The following is a 23,218-nucleotide window of genomic DNA, read 5'->3' as shown; positions in this document are numbered from 1 at the left end:
GAAGGGGCCGTACCCGTCATAGGGAAGGAAAGGAGCCACGATGAGGATCTCTGTCCCCAGCGAGGTGAAGAACAACGAGTTCCGCGTCGCCCTCACGCCCGCCGGTGTGCACGATCTCGTGCAGGCCGGTCATGAGGTCTTCGTGCAGTCCGGCGCCGGTGCCGGATCCTCGATGTCGGATGCCGATTATCTGGAGGCGGGAGCGACGCTGCTCGATGACGCCGACGAGGTGTGGGCGCGTGCCGAGCTGGTGCTGAAGGTGAAGGAGCCGATCGCCAGCGAGTACCACCGCTTCCGCAGCGACCTGGTGCTGTTCACGTATCTGCACCTCGCTGCCGATCGTCCGCTCACCGACAAGCTCGCGGAGTCGGGAATGACGGCGATCGCCTACGAGACGGTGCAGCTGGCCTCGGGCGCGCTGCCGCTGCTCGCTCCGATGAGCGAGGTCGCGGGTCGTCTCGCCCCGCTGGTCGGCGCGAACACGCTGATGCGCTCGCACGGCGGCCTCGGACTGCTGATGTCGGGCGTTCCCGGCACCCGCCCCGCGACCGTGACCGTGATCGGCGGCGGTGTCGCCGGCGCGAACGCCGCCGTGATCGCCGCGGGCATGGGCGCGGATGTGACGATCTTCGACACGAACATCGCGCGACTGCGGTATCTGGACGACTTCTTCGGCGGCCGGGTGAAGACGGCGGCGTCGAACCCGCTCGACCTGCGCCGCGCCGTCGTGAACTCGGACCTCGTCATCGGATCCGTGCTGATCCCCGGGGCCAAGGCGCCGAAGCTCGTGACGAACGACATGGTCGCCGAGATGCGCCCGGGCAGCGTGCTCGTGGACATCGCGGTGGACCAGGGCGGCTGCTTCGAGGACACCCACCCGACAACGCACGACGACCCCACGTTCCGCGTGCACGACACGGTGTTCTACTGCGTGGCGAACATGCCGGGCGCTGTGCCGAACACGTCCACCTCGGCGCTGACGAATGCGACGCTGCCGTACGTCCGCCAGATCGCGGGTCGCGGCTGGCAGGCGGCGCTGCGCGCCGACGTCGCGCTGGCCGGTGGTCTGAACGTGACCGGCGGGAAGATCGCGAACGCCGGAGTGTCCACCGCGCACGATCTGCCCCTCACGCCGCTGGACGAGCTGCTGAGCTGACGTCGCCCCGCGGGGCGGGAAGGATCACCCGGGACGGACGCCCGTCCCTGTCGATGGTCCACGCCCGCCCCGCGTACGGCGCAGCGTACGGCGGCAACTCGCGCACGCCGGCGAGCATACGCAGCTCCCGGGCCGCCTCGGCGAGCACGAGGACCTCGCCTCCGCGGACGATCCGCTGCCACAGGGCGTACTGCCGCTGCCAGGCCTCCCCGTCGCCGATCAGCAGGACCAGGCCCGGCATCTCCCGGTCGCCGGTCGCTCCGAGCTGCCCCGCAGGGCCGGCGGCACCGTCCGCGCGGATCCGCCTTGATTCGGTCGTCTCACCGCGTCGGTCGACTCCCTCCGGGAGGATCACGGGCGCGCCGTCGACCAGTACCTGCACGGCCGCACGGCCGAAGCGCGCGGCGAGCGTCTCCGCCGTCCGCGCGGGCGCCGTGCTCACCACTCCGACGAGCATCGCGTGCGGCTCCCACAGCGGCGTCGCCGCGGGCATCGCCGTCCCCTCGTTCGGCGTCGGAAGGGACGCTCCCCCGTCGGCCACGGCCTCCGGCAGCGCGAACTGCACCTCGACGCCGCCGAGTCGCGCGCGTCCGGGGAGCCGGTCGGGGTCATAGGAGCCGGGGTCCCCGCCGGCGGTGAGGTGCTCCGTGCGGCTCGCGGTGCGCAGCAGGGCGCGCTCCGGCAGCAGATCGGCGATCGCCGACAGCTGTCCGGTGCATCGTGATGCGCTGAGCAGCACCGTGCTTCCGTGTTCGGCGGCACGACGGACGGCCCGCTGCAGCCGCTCCGCCCAGGCAGAGGCGTACTCGGGCGGGAACGCGGCCAGGTGCCGGTCCACATCGTCGATCGCCAGCAGAGGCGGCACCGGGCGACTGCCGTCCGCGATCCCATCGATCAGCGACCACGCCTGTTCCGGGTCCGGTCCCAGCAGAACCCCGTCGGCCACCTGCACCGCCGCGGCCCGCAGCACACTGCTCTTCCCGGATCCCGGTCCTCCGAACACGGCGAGCCCGCGATCCACACCGATGCGGAGCGTGCGCACCACCTGCTGTTGACGCTCCGGTTCGTCCGCGAGCCCCAGCGTGATCTCCCCCGGCCGAACGGCGCCGAGGTCCATGCGCTGCAGCCGCGCCGGCAGGGCGGGCTGCCAGGGGCTCTGCGCCCGCGGGGAGTCACGCCAGCTCGCCGCGATCGCGGCGAGCTCCTGGGCACCGGTCCGCGCGACGCGGAACGCCGCGGGTGCCGCGTCCTGGGGGCGGCGGAGATAGGCGAGTCCGCGCCCCGCGGCATCGCCGGGCAGTCCCGCCGCCGCATCGCTGCCGATCATGATCCTGCTGTCGGCCGGATCAGTGACGCGCAGGGCGATCCGCAGCGGGCAGTTCGCGGCCAGCGCGTCGCGGATGACCCCGGTCGCGCGCTGCGTGCCGAGGATGAGGTGCATGCCGAGGGCGCGACCGCGCGCGGCGATGTCCGTGAACACCGCCGCCAGATCGGGGTGCTCCTGCAGCAGGGCCGCGAACTCGTCCACGACGATCACCAACCGGCCGAGCGCCCCCCCGCTCTCGAGGACGCTGCGGGCGCCCGTCTTCGCGAGGACGCCCTCCCTGCGCCGGACCTCGGCGCGGAGGCTCCGCACGCCGCGATCCGCCCCCTCGGCGTCGAGATCCGTGATGACTGCGGCGACATGCGGCAGCACCCTCAGCCGCTCGAAGGCTGTGCCGCCCTTGAAGTCGGCGAGCACGAAGCTCACCTGGTCCGCCGAATGCGCGGCGGCGAGCGCCGAGACCCAGGTCACCAGGAGCTCGCTCTTGCCCGCACCGGTGACGCCGGTGACGAGCGCATGCGGCCCGTCCGCGACGAGGTCCGGAATCACCGGCCCTTCCGCGTCCCGCCCGAGCGCCGCTCGCAGGCCCTCGCGCAGCACGGGGTCCGATCCGGCGGTGACGCTGTCCGCGCCGACGGCGTCGACAGCGGACGGAAGCACGTCCTGCAGCGCCACCGCAGCCGGAATCGCCGCCTCTTGACCCTGCTCCCGGATCAGAATCTGCACGATCGCCTCGGCCTGTTCGCGCGAGATCCCTTCGGCGGCGCACTCGCGCGTCCCCTCCGCGGTGCGCAGCCGTGCGGATCCGGGTTCCATGACGTCGAGCACAGCGTGGTAGCCCACCGGTGGTGGCGCCCCCGGGCCGAGAAGGCAGAGCCGCGGGCCGGATGGAGCGCTCCGCTGGCTGCCGAGATGCACGATGCCGGCGTCGTGCGGGGCGAAGCGGGCCTGGGGCAGTCCGTCCAGCCCGAGCGCGGCGACGGCGTCTCCCTCGAGGCGGAAAGCCCCGACGGCGTGCCGCAGGCACAGTTGCAGCACAAGGGCTCTGGCCACGGCTGCGACGATCGGCCCGGATCCTCGCACGCATACGCCGTCGGACAGACGCACCGGCACCGGCACTCCCGACACGACGCCGTGCAGGGCTCGGAAGGCATCGGCGCGTCCACCGGTGCCGCTGAACCGCAGCGGCGAAGGTCCGTCGCCTCGCCCGACCGCGATGTCGACCGCATCCGCGAGAGCGAGGGGACGCGTCGGCGGATCCATGAGGCAGGCGGCGAGATCCGGAGTCCCGCGCAGCCGACGGGCCCTCTCCTGCGTCTCGCGAGCGCCCACGACCTGCTCGACCTGCGCCCAGGCCTCCGCCTCCTCGCCCCGCGCGACGCGGGCGGCGCGGCGCCGCTGACGCAGGCCGTCCAGGAACGAGCCGAGGATCATGACCGGCCCGAGTGCCGCGAAGCAGAGGGACAGCGGCGAGCCGGTGACCGCGAAGAGCACGACTCCGGACACCACCGGCACCGCCGCGGCGAGCAACGGGAGCGAACCGCGCTGCGGGGGTACGGCGACGACGGGGAGGACGATCGTCTCGGCGGGATCCATTCCGCCATCCCATCGCGCACCGTCCCGGCGCGGGGAGCGCTCAGCGCAACCGGTGCACTACTCGACGGCGATCGGCACTGTGGAGGAGGATCCGCCGTCGGCCGAGGTGCGGCTCACGTCCACGACGATGACGGTCACGTTGTCGCGCCCGCCGTTCTCCAGCGCGGCGGCGAGCATCGCATCGACCGCGCCTCCGGCGGTGGGGTTGAGGCCCAGGAAGTGCTGGATCCCGTAGTCGGTGAGCTCCTTGGTGAGCCCGTCCGAGCAGATCACGAACCGATCGCCGTCCTGCACACTGAACTCGCGGTAATCCGGCGGCAGCGCCTCGCTGACCCCGACGGCGCGGGTGATCACGTTGCTGTACGGATGCCCTTCGGCCTCCTCGGGGCTGAGCCGGCCGGCCGTGATGAGCTCCTGCACGACGGAGTGATCCGTCGTGACCTGGCTGAGGGCGCCGTCGCGCAGCAGGTACACCCGGGAGTCGCCGATGTTCAGCGAGATCCAGCGGGCGTCGTCGCCGACGACGGTGAAGAAGACGCCGGTCAGCGTCGTCCCCGTGCCTTCGTCGGTGGTGTCCGGGTGCGCCGTGATGTCCTGCACCGCGGCGACCAGGGCGGTCTCGATGGTCTCGGTCGTGATCTCTCCGGCCGCAACGGCCTCCTCGAGGCGCACGATCGTGCGCTGACTCGCGATCTCACCGCCCGCGTGACCCCCCATGCCGTCCGCCACCACGAACAGGGGGAACTCGGCGAGGAGGGAATCCTGATTGTTCTCGCGGCGGCGACCGGTGTCCGTCGCGCCGGCCCAGGTCAGGACGACCGTGTCGCCGGACGCCAGCGCGACCTCGCGCTCGTGCGAAACCTGGCTCATCGCGGTCCTCCGCATCCTCGTGCGATCGGAACGACCGCTGAAATCTCACACATCGTAATGGATCCCTGGCGCCGACACGCGGCTCAGAGCGCCGGATCCGTGGGCAGCGGGAACAGGGCGTCGATCGCGGCGACGTCCTCCGCGGTGGGATTCCAGGCCGCGCCCGCGCGGGCGTTCGCCTCGACCTGCTCGGCGGAGGTGGCCCCGGCGATCACCGAGGCGACCCCGGGCTGCGCGAGCAGCCAGCCGAAAGTCGCTTCGAGCATCGTGAGGCCGCGCTCGTCGCAGAAGGCGCGATAGGCGTCCAGCGCGTCCCAGGGCGCGTCCTCCCAGAGATGCGACCTGGTGCGCATGATCCGGCTCTGCGACGGTCCGCCGTCGCGGGTGAACTTGCCCGTGAGCAGTCCGTTGTGCAACGGGAAGAAGGGGAAGAACCCGAGTCCGAAGCGGTTGACGGCGGGCAGCACCTCGCGCTCGGCCGCGCGGGACAGCAGCGAATACTGGTTCTGCGACGAGATGAAACGCGCGCTCCTCGTCGCGGTCAGCTCCGCCTCCGCGATCTGCCAGCCGGTGAAGTTGGAGTGGCCGAAGTAGCGGATCTTGCCCTCGCGGACGAGCTCGTCCAGGGCGTCCAGCGTCTCCTCGATCGGGGTGAGCGGATCCGGCCAGTGCAGCTGGTACAGGTCGATCCAGTCGGTGCGCAGGCGACGCAGGGACTCCTCGACGGCCTTGCGCACGTAGCGACGTGAGCCGAGGCCTGCGGGGAAGTCGTATCCCATGTCGGCGGACGCGTAGCCGAACTTGGTCGCGAGCACGACCCGATCGCGTCGACCGTCGAGCGCCTCGCCCATCAGGCTCTCGCTGAGACCGGGATCCTTGCCGTAGATGTCCGCCGTGTCGAGGAACGTCACGCCGTGGTCGATCGCCGCGTCCAGCACCTGGACGGTGCCCTGCAGCGTCTCGGTCGCCGTTCCCGCTCGTCCGAAGTTGTTGCATCCGAGTCCCACGGCGGAGACCAGGAGCCCGGACGATCCGACACGACGTTCAGCGCTCATGCTTCCAAACTACAGGCCGACTCGCGATGCGGATGCCGGGCATGCGGGAAGCCCCGGCCGAAAGACCGAGGCTTCCCACATCGCCGTGCAGTCCGAGGACCACGGCATCAGGACGGCGTCACGCCGGGGGCTGCTCGCCGTTCTCCGGGGCGGCGTCCGGCGCAGCGGCCGGCGGTGCCGGAGGTGCGGGCGGAGCCGGAGGCGCGGCCGGGACGTCCGGTGCGGCCACCGGCGGAGCTGCCGGCGGCTGGAAGGTCGGCTGCGGTGCCTGCGGCGCCGGCGGCTGGAAGCCCTGCTGCGGCTGCTCGGGCTGGGCGCCCGGCTGGCCGAACTGCGGAGCCTGGGGCGCGGCGGGCTGGCCGTAGCCCGGCTGCTGCGGCGGGGCGTAGCCCTGCGCGGCCGGCGGCTGGTAGCCCTGCGGGGCGCCGTAGCCTGCGGCCGGGGCCGCGGCGGACGGCTGCACGGGGATGCCCTGCCACACCGTGCGGTCGCCGAAGAAGCCGTTGCCGGCCCAGGAGGCGGGGGCGATGTTCGGGTTCCAGCGCGACTTGTCGAAGGCGTTGATGCCGAGCCAGATCAGGCTGAGGAAGAAGTACAGCACGGCCCAGCCGGCGCTCTTCTGCAGCTTGAGACCCACGCGCCACGCCGCGATCGTCAGCAGCACCACCGACGCGAGGCCGGTCAGGTAGTTGAGGATCGGGATCAGCGAGGCAGCCATCAGGATCAGGATGAGCCAGGGCGACATGTCACCGAGCTTGACGAAGATCATCTGGTTGTAGACGGGCACCCATGCCCGCCACTTGCCCTGCACGCCCGCCTTTTCGAAGATCTTCATGAGGAAGAGCGAGCCGAGGACGTAGACGATGACGATCGCGATGAAGGCGAACAGGAATGTGATGCCGATGATCGCTGCACTGGCTGCGGAATCGTATCCGTAGTCGTTCATGTGTTCCTCCCGGGAACAGGTTGAGATGCATATGCATCGAGGAGCGCTCCTGGGAAACAGCTGAGCGCTTCGACGCGAAACACCCTACCCTGTCCGAGTGCCGCACTCACGAACTATTTGCGGGCAGTCGGCTGATCCGTCACGAGTTCGAGGATGCCGTGCTCGCCCGTCTCCTGCAGCCGCACGCCCGCGCGGCCGGCCCAGTTCAGAAGCGTGCGACGCGATCCGATCTTCGGCCGCTCGGTCGCTAGGCGACGCACCAGATCGCCCTTGGCGTGCTTGTTGAAGTGGTTCAGCGCCTTGCCCTGCTCCGTGACCACGCGAACGTACGCGGACGGCAGCTCCGCCGGAACCGGCCCCAGGTCCGCGTAGGCCTCGGAGCGCAGGTCCAGCACGAAGGAGGGCGCCGCGACCGCGAGCTGCACCGCCACAGCGTCCGCCCACAGTCTCCGCAGCGGAGGCAGGCCCGGCACGGATGCGCCGGCGCCGAGCCGGTAGGACGGGATCGGATCCAGAGCGCCGACCGGTCCGAAGGGCGCGCTGTGCACGAGCACGTGCGCCCCCAGCCAGCGCCGCGCGTAGCCGTCGAGCGTCGCGGCATCGAGCGCGTCGTACAGCACTCCCGTGTAGCGGTCCACGGCGGGCATCACCGCGGCGGTCCGCAGCCCTGCATTGTCGAGCAGGGCCTCGGCGAGCTGCTTGTCGCTGAGCTTGAGCACCCGGCGTGTCGCCTCCGCGTCGGCGGCCAGCGCCACGAGCGCGTCACGTACCTGCTCGCGCTGCGGCAGCAGTCCCGGCAGCGCCCATCCGGCAGGCTCCGCAGGTGAGCTCTTCCCTCCGGGCCGCTTGGTCTCGCTCGGCGGCAGCAGGATCATCATGCGCACGACTCCTCAGACGGGTGGGGACGCGCAAGCGCCGGACCCCCGAGGGGATCCGGCGCTTGCGTGAGTGGTTCGATCAGGCGACGAGCGCCGCGTTGCCCGCGACGATCGTCAGGGCGTCGCCCTCCATCGAGACGAAGCCGTCCCGGGCGCTGGCGAGCACCTTGGTGCCGTCCAGCTGGGTGATGCGGACCTGGCCCTCTGCGAGGATGGCCAGCACCGGCTCGTGTCCGGCCATGAAGCCGAGCTCGCCCTCGACGGTCTTCGCGACGACGAGGCTGGCCTCACCGGTCCAGACCTCCGCGTCGGCGGAGACGAGGCTGACGTGCAGCGCCATGATCAGGCGTTCTCCTTCTGGATGCGCGCCCAGTTCTCCTCGACGTCCGAGAGGCCGCCCACGTTGAAGAAGGCCTGCTCGGCGACATGGTCCATGTCTCCGCGGCAGATCGCGTCGAACGACTCGATGGTCTCCTTGAGCGGAACCGTGGAGCCCTCGACACCGGTGAACTTCTTCGCCATGTAGGTGTTCTGGGAGAGGAACTGCTGGATGCGGCGGGCGCGTGCGACGACGATCTTGTCCTCTTCGGAGAGCTCGTCGACGCCGAGGATCGCGATGATCTCCTGCAGCTCCTTGTTCTTCTGGAGGATCTGCTTGACCGTGGTGGCCACGCGGTAGTGGTCCTCGCCCAGGTAGCGGGGGTCCATGATCCGGGAGGTCGAGGTCAGCGGGTCGATCGCCGGGTACAGACCCTTCGATGCGATCTCGCGCGAGAGCTCGGTGGTCGCGTCGAGGTGCGCGAACGTCGTGGCGGGGGCCGGGTCGGTGTAGTCGTCGGCCGGCACGTAGATCGCCTGCAGCGAGGTGATCGAGTGACCACGGGTCGAGGTGATGCGCTCCTGGAGCACACCCATCTCATCGGCGAGGTTGGGCTGGTAGCCCACGGCGGACGGCATGCGGCCGAGCAGCGTGGAGACCTCGGATCCGGCCTGCGTGAAGCGGAAGATGTTGTCGATGAAGAGCAGCACGTCCTGCTTCTGCACATCGCGGAAGTACTCCGCCATGGTCAGGGCGGACAGGGCGACGCGCAGACGCGTCCCCGGCGGCTCGTCCATCTGGCCGAAGACGAGGGCGGTCTTGTCGAAGACGCCCGCCTCCTCCATCTCTGCGATGAGGTCGTTGCCCTCACGCGTACGCTCGCCGACACCGGCGAACACCGACACGCCACCGTGATCCTGCGCGACGCGCTGGATCATCTCCTGGATGAGGACGGTCTTGCCGACGCCCGCGCCGCCGAACAGGCCGATCTTCCCACCCTGCACGTACGGCGTGAGGAGGTCGATCGACTTGATGCCGGTCTCGAACATCGTGGTCTTCGACTCGAGCTGGTCGAAGTTCGGGGCCTTGCGGTGGATCGGCCAGCGCTCGGTGATCTCGATCTGCTCGCCGGGCTCGACGTTCAGGACCTCGCCGATCACGTTGAAGACCTTGCCCTTGGTGACGTCGCCGACGGGGACCGAGATGGCCTCGCCGGTGTCGCGCACCTCCTGGCCGCGGACCATGCCGTCGGTGGGCTTGAGCGAGATGGCGCGGACGAGGTCATCGCCGAGGTGCTGCGCGACCTCGAGCGTGATCTCCGTCGACTCCTCGCCGATGGTGATCGTCGTCTTGAGTGCGTTGTAGATGTCGGGGATCGAGTCGTGCGGGAACTCGATGTCGACGACCGGGCCGGTGACGCGAGCAACGCGGCCGACGACCGTCGTAGCGGTGGCAGTCATATTTCGTCTCTCTCCTGAGGGTCTTACTTGCTCGACGCCAGCGCGTCGGCGCCGCCGACGATCTCGGCGATCTGCTGCGTGATCTCCGCCTGGCGCGCGTTGTTGCGCAGGCGGGTGTAGTCGGTGATGAGCTTGTCGGCGTTGTCGCTGGCCGACTTCATCGCCTTCTGCGTCGCGGCCTGCTTGGCGGCGGACGACTGCAGGAGGGCGTTGAAGACGCGGCTCTGGATGTACACCGGCAGGATCGCGTCGAGCACCGTCGCCGCATCCGGCTCGAACTCGTACAGCGGGTAGACGGCGCTCGAGGCGTCGGCCTCGTCCGCCTCCGCGATCTCCAGCGGAAGCAGGCGCACCGTCTCGGGCGACTGCGTCATCATGCTGACGAAGCGGTTGTACACGAGGTGGATCTCATCGACGCCGCCCTGCTCGCCCCCGCGCTCGAACGCCTCCAGCAGAGCGGCGGAGATGGCCTCCGCCGTGTGGAACGACGGCGTGTCGGTGTCGCCGGTCCACTCCGCGGCAGCCTCGAGGCGCCGGAACTGGAAGTAGCCGACAGCCTTGCGGCCGACGAGGTAGAACACCGGCTCGCGTCCTTCCGAACGCAGGAGCTCGGCGAGCTCCATGCCCTCGCGCAGGATCTGCGAGTTGAACGCGCCGGCCAGACCCCGGTCGCTCGAGAAGATCACGACGGCGGAGCGGCGGATCGTCTCGGGCTCACGGGTGAGCGGGTGGTCGACGTTGGAGTGCGTCGCGACGGCGGACACGGCCCTCGTCACGGCTCGCGCGAAGGGCGAGGACGCGTTGACGCGCGCCATCGCCTTCTGGATGCGCGAAGCCGCGATGAGTTCCATCGCCTTCGTGATCTTCTTGGTCGTCTGAGCAGAAGAGATCTTCTGCTTGTAGACCCTGAGTTGTGCGCCCATAGCTCTGAGAATCCCCCGCGATTACGCGCGGCGGCCCTTGACGATCTTCTCCTGGTTCACGTCGTCGACGTCCGCGGCGCTGTGCTCCTCGTGACCGGGAGCGCTGATGCCGTGGCCGGTGCCGCCCTGGAACTCGAGGAGGAAGGCATCGGTGGCCTTCTCCAGCTCCGCAACCGTGTCGTCATCGAGGACGTTCGTCTCGCGGAGGGTGTCGAGCACCTTGGTGTTGCGACGCAGGTGATCCAGCAGCTCGCGCTCGAAGCGCAGCACGTCCTCGACCTCGATCGAGTCGAGCTTGCCCTTGGTGCCGGCCCAGATCGAGACGACCTGCTCCTCGACCGGGTACGGCGAGTACTGCGGCTGCTTGAGCAGCTCGGTCAGGCGCGCACCACGAGCCAGCTGACGGCGCGAAGCCTGGTCGAGGTCGGACGCGAACATCGCGAAGGCCTCGAGCGAGCGGTACTGCGCGAGCTCGAGCTTCAGCGTTCCGGAGACCTTCTTGATCGACTTGACCTGGGCGTCACCGCCGACGCGGGACACCGAGATGCCCACGTCGACCGCCGGACGCTGGTTCGCGTTGAACAGGTCGGACTGCAGGAAGATCTGGCCGTCGGTGATCGAGATCACGTTGGTCGGGATGTACGCCGAGACGTCGTTGGCCTTGGTCTCGATGATGGGCAGACCCGTCATCGAACCGGCGCCGAGCTCGTCGGACAGCTTCGCGCAGCGCTCCAGCAGACGGGAGTGCAGGTAGAAGACGTCGCCCGGGTAGGCCTCGCGGCCCGGCGGACGGCGGAGCAGCAGCGACACGGCACGGTAGGCCTCGGCCTGCTTCGACAGGTCGTCGAAGATGATCAGGACGTGCTTGCCGCCGTACATCCAGTGCTGGCCGATGGCCGAGCCGGTGTAGGGGGCGAGGTACTTGAAGCCCGCCGGGTCGGACGCCGGGGCGGCGACGATGGTGGTGTACTCCAGGGCGCCGGCCTCTTCCAGCGCGCCCTTGACGGAGGCGATGGTCGAGCCCTTCTGGCCGATCGCGACGTAGATGCAGCGGACCTGCTTGTTGACGTCGCCGGACTCCCAGTTGGCCTTCTGGTTGATGATCGTGTCGATCGCGATCGCGGTCTTGCCGGTCTGGCGGTCGCCGATGATCAGCTGACGCTGGCCGCGGCCGACCGGGATCATCGCATCGATGGCCTTGATGCCGGTCTGCATCGGCTCGTGCACGCTCTTGCGCTGCATGACGCCGGGCGCCTGCAGCTCGAGCTCGCGGATGCCCTCGGTCGCGATCTCGCCGAGACCGTCGATCGGGTTGCCGAGCGGGTCGACGACGCGACCGAGGTAGCCGTCGCCGACCGGCACGGAGAGCACCTCACCGGTGCGGGTGACCTCCTGGCCGGCCTCGACACCGGCGAAGTCGCCGAGGACGACCACACCGATCTCGTGCTCGTCCAGGTTCAGCGCGAGACCCTTGGTGCCGTCGGCGAAGGTCACGAGCTCGTTCGCCATGACGCCGGGCAGGCCCTCGACGTGCGCGATGCCATCCGCTGCGTCGATGACGGTGCCGACCTCGGTCGCCGTGCCGGACGTCGGCTCGTACGCGGCGACGAAGTCCTTCAGCGCGTCACGGATGACGTCGGGGCTGATCGAAAGTTCTGCCATTGTCTTCCCTTTGTGTTCGGGGTGCGCGGCTTCCCGCGCGAAGTCGTGTTTCAGCCCGCGAGCTTCTGCCGGAGATCGGCGAGGCGGGCGGCGATGCTGCCGTCGATGACGTCGTCCGCGACCTGCACGCGCAGGCCTCCGACGACGGAGGAGTCGAGCACCTCGTTCAGCGCGATCTGGCGACCGTAGCGACCGGCCAGCACCGTGCGGAGACGGTCGCGCTGAGCGGCGCTGAGCGGTGCCGCGGTGTGCACCGTCGCGACGATCCGATCGCGCTGCGAGGAGACGATCCGCATGGCGCGGCCGAGCAGCCGGCGCACGCGCCGCCCACGCGGCTCGCGCACCAGGGAGGTGACGATCAGCGCGGTCGCAGGATGCACACGGGTGTCGATGAGCTTCTGCACGAGTGCCGCCTTGGCCGCTCCCCCGCCCATGCGACTGCCCAGGGCCAGCTCGAGGTCGGAGTTGTCGGCCACCAGGCGCGACACCGAGAACAGCTCGCCCTCGATGTCCGCGTCCGGGGCGGCGATCGCCACGGCGCGCACGGCCAGCTCCTCGACGCCCTCGACGAGGTCGGCGGAGGAGGACCAGCGCTGCGACACGACCGTGCCGAGCACGCTCTGCGCGGCGGCGGAGGCACCGGCGAAGACGCGCGACGCGAGCGCCGCGCGGGCGTCGGCCGGGGCGGACGCATCGGCGAGCGCGCCGCTCAGCGCGGTCGACTCACCGATCAGACGCGACGCGGAGAACAGGTCTCCGGCGACGTCGAGGGTGATCGGCTGCGCGGCGGTCAGAGCGCTGCTCGACGCCTCGAGGGCCTGAGCGGTCGCGCTGCCCATTACTTCGCCGCCTCGGAGGCTTCGAGGTCCGCCAGGAAGCGGTCCACGACAGCCGTCGCGCGTGCGTCGTCGGAGAGGGTCTCGCCGACCACGCCACCGGCGAGGTCGAGAGCGAGGCCGCCGACCTCACTGCGCAGCGAGACGAACGCCGTCTGACGCTCGGCCTCGATCTGCGCGTGGGCGGCCGTGGTCAGACGCGCGGCCTCGACGGCAGCGGTCTCCTTCGCCTCGGCGACGATCTTCTTGCCGTCCTCGCGGGCGGTCTCGCGGATCGCGCCGGCCTCGGTGCGTGCCTCTGCGAGCTGGCGGGTGTACTCCTCCAGCGCGGCCTCGGCCTGCTTCTGAGCCTCGTCCGCCTTCGCGATGTTGCCCTCGATGGCTGCAGAGCGCTCGTCGAGCATCTTCGTGAAGCGCGGGAGGGCGACCTTCCACACGACGAGGAGGATCACGACGAACCACAGAGCAGACCAGACCAGGTCGTACCATGCGGGCAGGAGCGGGTTGTGCGCCTCACCCTCGGCCGCGAGGTTCGTGACAAGAGCGTTCAGCATCCTGTCTCCTTCGGGACTCGGGGGCGGATTACGGGAAGGGGATGAAGCCGACGGCGATGCCGACGAACGCGAGCGCCTCGGTGAAGGCGATGCCGATCCACATCAGAACCTGCAGGCGACCGGCCAGCTCGGGCTGACGGGCGACACCCTCGATCGTCTTGCCGACGACGATGCCCACGCCGATGGCCGGGCCGATGGCGGCGAGGCCGTAGCCGATCGTCGCGAGGTTGCCGTTGACTGCTGCGAGAACCGTAGTAGCGTCCACGGGTTTTTCCTTTCGTTGTGGGCGGCAGGTTCGCCGCCCGCAGGGGTTGTCAGTGCTCTTCTGCGACCGCGAGCTGGATGTAGACCGCGGTGAGGACGGTGAAGACGTAGGCCTGGAGGACGGCGACCAGGATCTCGAAGACCGAGAAGGCGCCGCCGAAGGCGAGGGTTCCCACACCGAGCGCGGCCCAGCCGCCGCCCGCCGTGAAGAAGAAGAACGCGGTGGCCGAGTAGCACAGCACCAGCAGCATGTGGCCGACGACCATGTTCATCAGAAGTCGCAGGGTGAGCGTCACCGGGCGGACGATGAAGGTCGAGATGAACTCGATCGGCGTGACGATGATGTACACCGGCCACGGCACGCCTGCGGGGAACAGTGCGTTCTTGAAGAAGTTCTTCGGACTCTTCTTGATGCCGGCGTAGATGAACGTGACGTAGCTGATCACGGCGAGCAGCAGCGGGACGCCGATGATGCTCGTGCCGGCGATGTTGAGTCCGGGGATGATGCCCGTGATGTTCATGAACAGCGTCATGAAGAAGATCGTGGTGAGCAGCGGCAGGAAGCGGTCGCCGTCCTTGCGGCCGAGCAGGTCGTGCGCGATGCCGCCGCGGACGAAGCCGAGGCCCATCTCGACGACGCTCTGGAAACGGCCGGGGACGATCTTCATCCGGCGGGTGCCGAGCACCAGGATCAGCACGACCGCGACGACCGACACGAACTGGACCAGGTGGATCCGGTGGATCGGGACGCCGAAGGCGTTGAAGAGGATCTCGGGGAAGAACTCGTCCATCGACGGGCCGTGGAAACCGCTGTCGTTGGCCAGTCGAGGAATCATGGTCGCAGCAAGATTAAACAGCGCGGGCTCCAGCTTCGGGGCACCGGGGGCTACCGGGGCGTCGGTCGATGTGCTTCACAGCGCAGCGCTCGCGTGACGAGCGGGCTCGGATCCCAGCCTATCAGACGTGTGAGTTGCCTGAATCCGCGTCATGATCCTGCCCAGAGGCACTACGCTCCCCTGCCGACGGCGCGACGTCCTCGGGCGCGACGGTCGGAAGCGAGGCGTCGCTGACGACCGGGAGCCGCATCTTCAGGAACACCGCCGCGTCGATCGCGAGCGAGACCAGCACCCCCGCGAGGAGCGCCCAGAAGAACACGACCGGCTCCAGCCAGGGCTGCCCGCGGAGCACCAGGATGAGCACGAAGAACAGCCCGAGCTTGAGGAACCAGCCGCCCATCACGATCGCGAAGAACAGCTGCACGTACAGCTCCTGGCCGAACCAGCGATTCGCGATGAGGATGCTGGCTGCGGTGATCGCCCCGAAGAGAACGGCGATGAGGGCGCCGATCAGGCCGCTCCACACGCCGGGGGCACCCTTGAGCACTCCTCCGATGATCCCGGCGACGATCGCGAGCACGACGGCGGCGATCCCCGACGCGATGAGCGCCGTGCGCAGGACGGGAGTGCTGGTGACGGGGCTCGCGGAGCTCATTTCGTTTCCTTCTGGATGGCGCGCGGGCGCGACGGGATGAGGGTGACGACGAGGCACGCCGCGGCCCCGACGACGCCGAAGACCACACCGGCCGCGTACTCGCCGTACCAGCCCTCGCGCGACCCGATGTACATCAGCAGCACGGCGATCGAGATGATCGCGGTCCACGCGTAGAAGATGAGCACGGCGTCGCGGCCGCGGTGGCCGAGGTCGAGCATGCGGTGATGCAGGTGCTTGCGGTCCGGCGAGAACGGCGACTTGCCCGCGCCCATGCGGCGCAGCACCGCCAGGCCGAAGTCGAGCAGCGGCAGCAGCACCACCACGACGGGCAGCAGGATCGGGATGAACGCTCCGAGCAGCTGGGAGCGTCCGATCTGCGCGTTGGTGAGAACGGCGGGATTCAGCTGGCCGGTGATGGCGACGGCGCTGGTCGCCATGAGAAGGCCGATGACGAGGGCGCCGGAGTCGCCCATGAACAGCTTCGCGGGGTTCCAGTTCATCGGCAGGAACCCGATGCACGCGCCGATCAGCACCGCCGCGATGAACGGGGCGAGGCTGAAGTAGCTCGACTGACCGATGTCGCGGGCGATGATGTACGAGTAGGCGAAGAACACGCCGTTCGCGATGAGGCACACTCCCGCGACCAGTCCGTCGAGGCCGTCGATGAAGTTCACCGCGTTCATGACGATGACGATCGCGAACATGGTGATCACGATGCTCAGCCAATTGGATCCGATCACGGGCTCCGCGAGCGGGAGCGAGGCGATCTGCAGACCGCCCACGATCGTGACCAGGCCCGCGGCCAGGAACTGCGCGCCGAGCTTGATCATCCAGTCCAGATCCCAGAGATCATCGATGACGCCGACGACCGCGATGAGCACGACGGCGCCCAGCACCGACCACATGGTCTGCGGCTGCGCCCAGATGATGTGGAAGAACGGGCTGGCCGCGCTCGCGGCGAAGGCCGCCAGGATGCCGAGCAGCATCGCCACTCCCCCCAGGCGCGGCGTCGGCGTCGTGTGCACATCGCGCTCGCGGATGCCGGGGTACAGCTTGAAGCGCAGGCTCAGCTGCCACACCGCCCACGAACAGGCCAGGGTCACGGCCGCCGTGAGGATCACGGTGAACAGGTACTGCTTCACGGGTCGCTCTCCTCCGCCGGGATCAGGGCTGCTCGTCGAGCAGGTCCCCGAGCACGCGGACGAGTTCCTCGCGCGAGACAGCGCCCTCGCGGAGCACGCGCACCTTCGCGTCCTCGCCACCGGGGCGCACGAGCGACGTCGCGTCGATGATCGTGGAGGCCACGCCCTTCGCCGCCGGTCCCGCGTCGAGGTAGACCTCGATGCTGTCGCCGAGCATGCCCCTGGCCTGCTCGACCTCGACGGCGGCCGGCTCTCCCGTGAGGTTCGCACTGGAGACCGCGAGCGGACCCGTCTCCTCGAGCAGCGCGAGCGCAACCCTGTGGTCCGGCATCCGCACGGCCACCGTGCCATGGGTCTCGCCGAGGTCCCAGACCAGGGATTGCTGCGCGGGCAGCACGATCGTGAGTCCGCCGGGCCAGAACTCGTCGACCAGACGCTGCACGGGCTCGGGCACGGACTCGACGAGCGCGGCCAGGGTGGCGGTGCTGCCGACCAGGACGGGCGGCGGCTGCTGACGCCCTCGCCCCTTCGCGTCGAGCAGGCGCTGCACGGCGGCGGGGCTGAAGGCGTCGGCGCCCACGCCGTACACGGTGTCGGTGGGGAGCACGACCAGCTCGCCGCGGCCGATGGCCAGACGGGCCTGGCGCATACCGGTGAGGATCTGATCCGCGTCGCGGCTATCGAAGAGGGAGGACATGACCGGCCCAGTCTACGGGGCGCGGCACCGTGCGCCCTGAGCAGGCATGCGAGTCGCCCGCGGTCGGCCTCCCGCCCCTGTCGGCGATCGCGGCCGATCGGTGATCCTGTTACGGCCGGATGGCCGTCGTCGCTCGGTCGCGCCGGGTCAGATCCTGGTGCGTCGCCATGGCGCGCCAGCCGTCCGCGGCGAGGAGCTCACGGATGGCCGTGCCCTGTACCTCGGCGTGCTCGAGCACGAGCGTGCCGCCGGAGTGCAGCAGCGCCCAGGCGCGGCGGCTGATCGCGCGCACCACGTCCAGCCCGTCGGGGCCGCCGTACAGCGCGAGCGCCGGGTCGTGCAGGCGCACCTCGGGGTCGCGCGGGATCGCGTCGTCCGGCACGTACGGAGGGTTGGAGATGACCACGTCGACCGTGCCGTCCAGCTCCCCCAGTTCCGACCGGAGATCGCCGAGCACGAGAGAGAGGTTCTCCTGGCCCGCCGTGTTCCGCAGCGCCCAGACGTGCGCCTCGGGCGAGAGCTCGACTGCATGCACCTGCGCGTGCGGCACCTCTGTCGCGAGGGCGAGGGCTATGGCTCCGGATCCGGTGCACAGGTCCACGCCGATCGGCACCGGCGAGGCCGCCGCGAGCAGCGCATCGATCGCGAACTGCGCGACGATCTCGGTCTCCGGCCTCGGCACGAACACGCCGGGCCCCACGGCCAGCTCGAGATGGCGGAAGGGCGCCGTGCCGGTGAGGTGCTGAAGCGGCTCGCGTGCCGCGCGGCGCGTCACCAGCGCGTCCAGCGCCGCCTCGTCCTCAGAGCTCAGCGCATCCCCGCGGATCGTCGCGGCCTGCACGCCGCCGCGGCCGAGCCCCAGGACATGTCCGGCGAGGAGCTCGGCGTCGACGGCGGGATCCGGGACGCCGGCGTCGCCGAGCATCGTGGCGGCACGGCGGAGGGCATCGGAGAGCGGCACGGGCATAGACGTCCAGCGTAATGCGGCCGTCACATTCACCGGGCCCACACCCCGCCGTCCTAGGCTGTGCTCGATCGTGTCCCCGTCGGAAGCGGGATGGGGTCGTCGCAACCGCGAAGAAGTGCGTCCATCGAAAGGTCCCTCATGGCAGGCATCCACTCCGACATCACCAGCACGTTCGGCAACACCCCGCTCGTCAAGCTGAACCACGTGACCGAGGGCCTCGGCGCCACGGTGCTGGTCAAGCTCGAGTCGTTCAACCCGGCCTCGAGCGTCAAGGACCGCATCGGCATCGCCATCGTCGACGCCGCGGAGGCCTCCGGCGAGCTGAAGCCCGGCGGAACGATCGTCGAGGCGACGAGCGGCAACACCGGCATCGCGCTGGCGATGGTGGGCGCCGCGCGCGGCTACCGCGTGATCCTGACGATGCCCGCATCGATGTCGAAGGAGCGCCGGGTCCTGCTGAAGGCGTTCGGTGCCGAGCTCGTGCTCACCGACCCGACGCTCGGCATGAAGGGCGCGATCGAGAAGCTGCAGGAGATCATCGCCGAGACCCCCGGAGCCGTCTGGGCGCGCCAGTTCGAGAACGCCGCGAACCCGCAGATCCACCGGGAGACCACCGCGCAGGAGATCCTGCGCGACACCGACGGCAACGTCGACGTCTTCGTCGCGGGCATCGGGACCGGAGGCACGATCACGGGCACCGGTCAGGCGCTCAAGGCGGCCAACCCCGACGTCAAGGTGATCGCCGTCGAGCCGACCGACTCCCCGCTGCTCAGTGAGGGCCACCCCGGACCGGCGAAGATCCAGGGCATCGGCCCGAACTTCGTCCCCGCGATCCTGGACCGCGAGGTCATCGACGAGATCATCACGGCCGGTTTCGACGAGTCGCTCACCACCGCCCGCGACCTCGCGGCGAAGGAGGGCCTGCTGGTCGGCATCTCCGCCGGCGCCGCCGTGGCCCAGGCGCTGAAGGTCGCCGCCCGCCCCGAGAACGCGGGCAAGACCATCGTCGTGATCGCCCCGGACACCGGCGAGCGCTACCTGTCCACGGCCCTCTTCGAGGACCTGCGCGAGGACTGATGCCGCACTCTGGCATGTCGTGGGTCGGGCGGATGCGCGAGGACATCGCATCCGCCCGGCTCCGTGACCCCGCCGCACGCGGCGGAATCGAGATCGCCCTGCTCTACCCCGGTCTGCACGCCATCTGGGCGCACCGCGTGAATCACGCCCTGTGGACGCGCGGGCTGCGCTTCCCGGCGCGGATGGGCTCGCAGGTCGCCCGCTGGCTCACCGGCGTGGAGATCCACCCCGGAGCCACGATCGGCCGCCGCTTCTTCATCGACCACGGCATGGGGGTCGTGATCGGCGAGACCGCAGAGGTCGGCGACGACGTGATGCTGTATCACGGGGTCACCCTCGGCGGGCGCACCCGCGACGCGGGCAAACGCCACCCCACGCTCCAGGACGGCGTCGTGGTCGGCGCGGGAGCGAAGATCCTCGGCCCTGTCGTCATCGGCGCCCGCTCCGCCATCGGCGCGAACGCCGTCGTGACGAAGGACGCCCCGGCCGACTCCGTTCTGACCGGCGTCCCCGCCCGGGCGCGGCCTCGTCTCGAGGGAGAGAGCACCGCCCGGATCCTGTCCGTGCCGGACTACTCGATCTGAGCGGATCAGCGCTTCTTGGCCGCAGCCTTCAGAGCGGCGGCCTCGCGCACCTCGCGCTTGATCAGCAGCAGCGGCAGCACGACCGTGCACAGCGCCGTGATGATCCAGACGACGACGGGTCCGAGGATCCAGCCGAGCGCGTCGGTGATCCGCAGGCCGCCGATCGGCAGCAGCACGACGATGAGCAGAGCCACGAAGGTGGAGATGATGCCGATCCCGCCCAGCAGCGCGGGAGCGTAGCGGTTGGCCATGGACGTGATCCACGGCGCGAGCAGGCTCTGCAGCACCGTGAAGATGAGCACGCACAGCACGAAACCCCACCACTTGCTCCACTCGATGGTGAAGCCCGTCAGCAGCAGATCGGCCACGATGAGGCCGAGCGCCGACGACGCCAGGAAGATCAGGGTGCGTGTGAAGAAGAGGCCCATGGCCGGAGCATAGCGCGGCCCAGGTGCGCGCCCTGCTCACGCCGCGTACTGTCGGGGGCATGCGCTGGGTGCTCCATGTGGACCTCGACCAGTTCATCGCGGCCGTCGAGGTGCTGCGCCGCCCCGAACTGGCCGGCCTCCCGGTCATCGTGGGCGGCCGAGGGGATCCCACCGAGCGCGCGGTCGTGTCCACGGCCTCGTACGAGGCGCGCGCGTTCGGTGTCGGCTCGGGCATGCCGCTGCGAATCGCCGCCAGGAAGGTGCCGGACGCAGTGATCCTGCCCGTCGACGCCCCCGCCTACCTCGCCGCGTCGGCGGAGGTGATGGAGGAACTGCGCGCCCAGCCCGGCGCAGTGGTGCAGGTCCTGGGCTGGGACGAGGCCTTCGTCGGCGTCGACACGGACGATCCCGAGGCGTACGCGCGCCATCTGCAGCAGGCGATCCTGGACCGCACGCGGCTGCACTGCAGCGTCGGCATCGGCGACACGCTCGTGCGGGCCAAGATCGCGACCGGCTTCGGCAAGCCTCGGGGCGTGTTCCGCCTCACCGCCGAGAACTGGGACGAGGTGATGGGCGCGCGAGCTGTGATCGAGCTGTGGGGAGTCGGATCCAAGGTCTCGAAGCGCCTGCTCACCCTCGGCATCCGCACCGTGGCACAGCTCGCCGCGGCCGGCGAGGACGAGCTCATCTCCGAGTTCGGCCCGCGGATGGGGCTCTGGTACCGGGAGCTCGGACAGGGCGGGAGGTCGGCCGTCGTCGACGACACGCCCTGGGTCCCGCGCGGCCACAGCCGCGAGACGACCTACCAGACCGACCTCTCCGAACGGGCCGAGATCGAGCGCGCGGCCCTGGCGCTGCTCGATCAGGTGCTCGACGACGTCGCCGAAGACGGACGCGGCGTCATCGGCCTCGGACTCAAGGTGCGGTACGTCCCGTTCACGACGAAGACGTTCACGAAGCGGATCCCGGAGACCGCCGACCGCGGCATCGTCCGCGAGAGGGCGCAGGAGCTCATCGCCCGGATCGCCCCGGATCGCGCGGTGCGGCTGCTGGGCATGCGCGCGGAGATGGCGCTGCCGGACGACACCCGGGAAGGACGCACTCCGACACGCGGAGCGTGGTGACCACCCTGTGCCTCGTCGCCGCCGACCGCGCCCGCGCGGACGGCAACCGCGTCGGCTCCCCGATCAGGCCGCGCGCTCGGTCCCGACCGCGACCTCCTGCGGGCGCAGGACGAGATTGCCGACCTTGCGACCGGAGTCGACGCGCGCGTGCGCCTCGGCGAGGCGATCGAGCGGAAGCGTCTCGTCGATGACGACGCGCAGCTCCCCCGATCCGACCAGGTCGAGCAGCGTCGCGAAGTCCTCGGCCCGCTCCGGGGCGGTCCCGGTCTTCACCGGGCCGCGCGCGGTGATCATCTCGCCGAGGCTCGCGACGGCGAGCAGCAGCCGTCCCCCCTCGGCGAGGAGCGACCGGCCGGACTTCGGGTTCAGCGCGCCGACCGTGTCGAACACGACGTCGAAGCGCTCGCCGCGATCCGCGAGCGATCCGATCGGATCGACCCGGTAGTCGATGACCCGGTCGGCGCCGAGCGCGGAGACGAGCCCGGCGTTTCGCGCGCTCGTCATGGCGGTGACCTGCGCTCCGAAATGCTTCGCGAGCTGCACCGCATTCGTGCCGACCGCGCCGGAGGCGCCGATGACCAGCACGTGCTCGCCCGCTCGCACCGCGGCCTTGTCCCTCAGATAGTGCAGCGCCGTCGTACCGCCGAAGAGCACCCCGGCCGCATCGTCGAACGAGATCCCACCGGGGATGCGCACGAGCCGGGAGACGGAGACCGCGGCGAGTTCGGCGTGCGCACCCATGCGCGCGCCCGCCATCCCGCAGACGCGTTCTCCGACGGCGAGCCCGGATGCCGTTGTCTCACCGTCCGCTCGCCCCGCGCCGGCGGCGTCCGCGCCGAGCGCCTCGACCACCCCGGCGAAGACGATTCCGAGCACCGCGACCCGAGGACCCTTCACGCCGAGCGCGAGCCTGCCCGGCAGAGCGAACCCGCGCGGGAAGCGCGCGCCGCGGATGCGGGCGTCGCCCGAGTTCACGGTCGCCGCCATCACCCGGACGAGGGCCTCGCCGCGACCGGCGACCGGATCGGCCACCGTCGCGATCCGCACGACCGACGGAGGCCCATATCCTTCCACCACACCTGCGCGCATTCTGTCCCCTTACGCCTGTAAGTCCGTGACCGCCACGATAGCCTTACACTCGTAAGGGCGCAAGTGTCGCCCGGAACGGAGCCGGCATGACCCCGCGCACACCGCTCAGCCGCGAGCGCATCGTCGATGCCGCGATCGAGGTGGCGGACGACGGCGGTCTCGTCGCCGTGAGCATGCGCAGCGTCGCCAGAGCCCTCGGCGCTGAGGCGATGTCGTTGTACCACCACGTCTCCGGCAAGGAGGAGCTGCTCGACCTGCTCGCCGATGCGGCGTTCACGCAGATCCCGCTGCCGGAGATCGGCACGCCGTGGCGCACGGCGATGACCTCCCGCGCCCAGGCCATGCGCGACGTGCTCAAGAGGCACTCGTGGGCGCTCACGCTGCTCGAGTCACGGGCGAATCCCGGCGAGGTGGTGATGCGCCACCACGACCGGGTGCTCGGGCTGTTGCGCCGGGACGGCTTCGATCTCGCGCTGGCGGCCCACGCCTACTCCGCGCTCGACGCCTACATCTACGGTTTCGTGCTGACCGAGGTCAGTCTGCCGTTCGCGCCCGACACGGGACCTGACGCCTTCGCGGAGGGGCTGGAGCTGCCCGCGGCCGAGTACCCGCACCTCGCCGAGATGCTCGACCAGATGGTCCTCGGACACGACTATCGCTACGGCGACGAGTTCGACTACGGCCTCGGTCTCGTGCTCGACCAGCTCGAGCTGCGGCTGGCAGCCCAGGACTGACAAGGCGGAAGCCGGCGCAATCGCGGAAACGTCCTGCGCCGA

Annotated in this window: 24 protein-coding genes; 5 read left to right on the top strand and 19 right to left on the bottom strand. The window is 70.2% G+C overall.

Going from position 1 to position 23,218, the window contains the following annotated elements:
* Positions 1-40 precede the first annotated feature (40 nt).
* A complete protein-coding gene (gene ald / locus LXM50_RS07675; RefSeq protein ID WP_233310713.1) occupies positions 41-1,156 on the top strand; it encodes an alanine dehydrogenase in 1,116 nt (371 codons plus the stop codon).
* On the opposite strand, the gene LXM50_RS07670 is transcribed toward ald, so the two are convergent.
* The 17 genes from LXM50_RS07670 to prmC form a co-directional block, all read right to left on the bottom strand.
* Positions 1,128-4,076, bottom strand: coding sequence for an FtsK/SpoIIIE domain-containing protein (locus LXM50_RS07670; RefSeq protein WP_233310712.1), 2,949 nt, complete (start codon positions 4,074-4,076; stop codon positions 1,128-1,130). The two genes, ald and LXM50_RS07670, sit on opposite strands and share 29 nt — an antisense overlap.
* A 57-nt stretch (positions 4,077-4,133) precedes the next feature.
* Positions 4,134-4,946 carry a PP2C family serine/threonine-protein phosphatase gene (locus tag LXM50_RS07665; protein WP_233310711.1) on the bottom strand — a complete coding sequence of 271 codons (813 nt, stop codon included), beginning with the start codon at positions 4,944-4,946 and terminating at the stop codon, positions 4,134-4,136.
* An 83-nt stretch (positions 4,947-5,029) separates the two neighbouring features.
* Positions 5,030-6,001 (bottom strand): aldo/keto reductase, encoded by a 972-nt coding sequence (locus LXM50_RS07660; RefSeq protein WP_233310710.1) that lies wholly within the window; start codon positions 5,999-6,001, stop codon positions 5,030-5,032.
* A gap of 118 nt (positions 6,002-6,119) precedes the next feature.
* Complete coding sequence (locus LXM50_RS07655; protein ID WP_233310709.1) at positions 6,120-6,947, bottom strand: DUF5684 domain-containing protein; 828 nt, start codon at positions 6,945-6,947, stop codon at positions 6,120-6,122.
* A gap of 113 nt (positions 6,948-7,060) precedes the next feature.
* Positions 7,061-7,825: a YaaA family protein gene (locus LXM50_RS07650; RefSeq protein ID WP_233310708.1), complete on the bottom strand. Its 765-nt coding sequence runs from the start codon at positions 7,823-7,825 to the stop codon at positions 7,061-7,063.
* A 79-nt stretch (positions 7,826-7,904) separates the two neighbouring features.
* Entirely contained in the window at positions 7,905-8,165 is a 261-nt protein-coding gene (locus LXM50_RS07645) for a F0F1 ATP synthase subunit epsilon (RefSeq protein WP_233310707.1), read from the bottom strand.
* Between the two features lie 2 nt (positions 8,166-8,167).
* The gene (gene atpD / locus LXM50_RS07640; RefSeq protein WP_233310706.1) at positions 8,168-9,604 is read right to left on the bottom strand and encodes a F0F1 ATP synthase subunit beta; all 1,437 of its coding nucleotides are present in this window, start codon (positions 9,602-9,604) and stop codon (positions 8,168-8,170) included.
* Between the two features lie 23 nt (positions 9,605-9,627).
* Positions 9,628-10,527, bottom strand: a complete 900-nt coding sequence (locus LXM50_RS07635; protein WP_233310705.1) for a F0F1 ATP synthase subunit gamma — start codon at positions 10,525-10,527, stop codon at positions 9,628-9,630.
* A 21-nt stretch (positions 10,528-10,548) separates the two neighbouring features.
* The gene (gene atpA, locus LXM50_RS07630; RefSeq protein ID WP_233310704.1) at positions 10,549-12,189 is read right to left on the bottom strand and encodes a F0F1 ATP synthase subunit alpha; all 1,641 of its coding nucleotides are present in this window, start codon (positions 12,187-12,189) and stop codon (positions 10,549-10,551) included.
* A 50-nt stretch (positions 12,190-12,239) separates the two neighbouring features.
* Entirely contained in the window at positions 12,240-13,028 is a 789-nt protein-coding gene (locus LXM50_RS07625; protein WP_233310703.1) for a F0F1 ATP synthase subunit delta, read from the bottom strand.
* Positions 13,028-13,579, bottom strand: a complete 552-nt coding sequence (locus LXM50_RS07620; protein WP_233310702.1) for a F0F1 ATP synthase subunit B — start codon at positions 13,577-13,579, stop codon at positions 13,028-13,030. Before LXM50_RS07620 ends, LXM50_RS07625 begins: the two co-directional genes overlap by 1 nt.
* A gap of 28 nt (positions 13,580-13,607) precedes the next feature.
* Complete coding sequence (atpE, locus tag LXM50_RS07615) at positions 13,608-13,844, bottom strand: ATP synthase F0 subunit C (RefSeq protein ID WP_233310701.1); 237 nt, start codon at positions 13,842-13,844, stop codon at positions 13,608-13,610.
* Positions 13,845-13,893: 49 nt separating this feature from the next.
* On the bottom strand, positions 13,894-14,679 hold the full coding sequence (atpB, locus tag LXM50_RS07610; RefSeq protein WP_233310700.1) for a F0F1 ATP synthase subunit A: 786 nt from the start codon (positions 14,677-14,679) through the stop codon (positions 13,894-13,896).
* A gap of 121 nt (positions 14,680-14,800) precedes the next feature.
* A complete protein-coding gene (locus LXM50_RS07605) occupies positions 14,801-15,334 on the bottom strand; it encodes a hypothetical protein (protein ID WP_233310699.1) in 534 nt (177 codons plus the stop codon).
* Positions 15,331-16,476, bottom strand: coding sequence for an MraY family glycosyltransferase (locus tag LXM50_RS07600; protein ID WP_233310698.1), 1,146 nt, complete (start codon positions 16,474-16,476; stop codon positions 15,331-15,333). The genes LXM50_RS07605 and LXM50_RS07600 overlap by 4 nt, the downstream gene beginning before the upstream one ends.
* 22 nt (positions 16,477-16,498) lie before the next feature.
* Positions 16,499-17,173, bottom strand: coding sequence for an L-threonylcarbamoyladenylate synthase (locus LXM50_RS07595; protein ID WP_233310697.1), 675 nt, complete (start codon positions 17,171-17,173; stop codon positions 16,499-16,501).
* Positions 17,174-17,282: 109 nt separating this feature from the next.
* Positions 17,283-18,140, bottom strand: a complete 858-nt coding sequence (gene prmC, locus LXM50_RS07590) for a peptide chain release factor N(5)-glutamine methyltransferase (protein ID WP_233310696.1) — start codon at positions 18,138-18,140, stop codon at positions 17,283-17,285.
* 138 nt (positions 18,141-18,278) lie between these two features.
* Between prmC and cysK the strand changes: the two genes are divergently transcribed.
* Positions 18,279-19,217 (top strand): cysteine synthase A, encoded by a 939-nt coding sequence (gene cysK, locus LXM50_RS07585; protein ID WP_233310695.1) that lies wholly within the window; start codon positions 18,279-18,281, stop codon positions 19,215-19,217.
* The gene (epsC, locus tag LXM50_RS07580) at positions 19,217-19,801 is read left to right on the top strand and encodes a serine O-acetyltransferase EpsC (protein WP_233310694.1); all 585 of its coding nucleotides are present in this window, start codon (positions 19,217-19,219) and stop codon (positions 19,799-19,801) included. The genes cysK and epsC overlap by 1 nt, the downstream gene beginning before the upstream one ends.
* A 5-nt stretch (positions 19,802-19,806) precedes the next feature.
* On the opposite strand, the gene LXM50_RS07575 is transcribed toward epsC, so the two are convergent.
* Complete coding sequence (locus LXM50_RS07575; protein ID WP_233310693.1) at positions 19,807-20,229, bottom strand: hypothetical protein; 423 nt, start codon at positions 20,227-20,229, stop codon at positions 19,807-19,809.
* Between the two features lie 59 nt (positions 20,230-20,288).
* On the opposite strand from LXM50_RS07575, the gene LXM50_RS07570 reads away from it, so the two are divergent.
* Positions 20,289-21,353: a DNA polymerase IV gene (locus LXM50_RS07570; protein ID WP_233310692.1), complete on the top strand. Its 1,065-nt coding sequence runs from the start codon at positions 20,289-20,291 to the stop codon at positions 21,351-21,353.
* A gap of 63 nt (positions 21,354-21,416) precedes the next feature.
* Here LXM50_RS07570 and LXM50_RS07565 read toward each other — a convergent pair whose 3' ends face one another.
* Positions 21,417-22,385, bottom strand: a complete 969-nt coding sequence (locus LXM50_RS07565; RefSeq protein WP_233310691.1) for an NAD(P)-dependent alcohol dehydrogenase — start codon at positions 22,383-22,385, stop codon at positions 21,417-21,419.
* Positions 22,386-22,528: 143 nt separating this feature from the next.
* On the opposite strand from LXM50_RS07565, the gene LXM50_RS07560 reads away from it, so the two are divergent.
* Positions 22,529-23,176: a TetR/AcrR family transcriptional regulator gene (locus LXM50_RS07560; RefSeq protein WP_233310690.1), complete on the top strand. Its 648-nt coding sequence runs from the start codon at positions 22,529-22,531 to the stop codon at positions 23,174-23,176.
* Positions 23,177-23,218: the final 42 nt, after the last annotated feature.

The organism is Microbacterium sp. Au-Mic1 (genome assembly GCF_021341785.1).
GTDB lineage: Bacteria > Actinomycetota > Actinomycetes > Actinomycetales > Microbacteriaceae > Microbacterium.
Note: the sequence above shows the minus strand (reverse complement) of the source record. Positions and strands in the feature narration are given on the sequence as shown.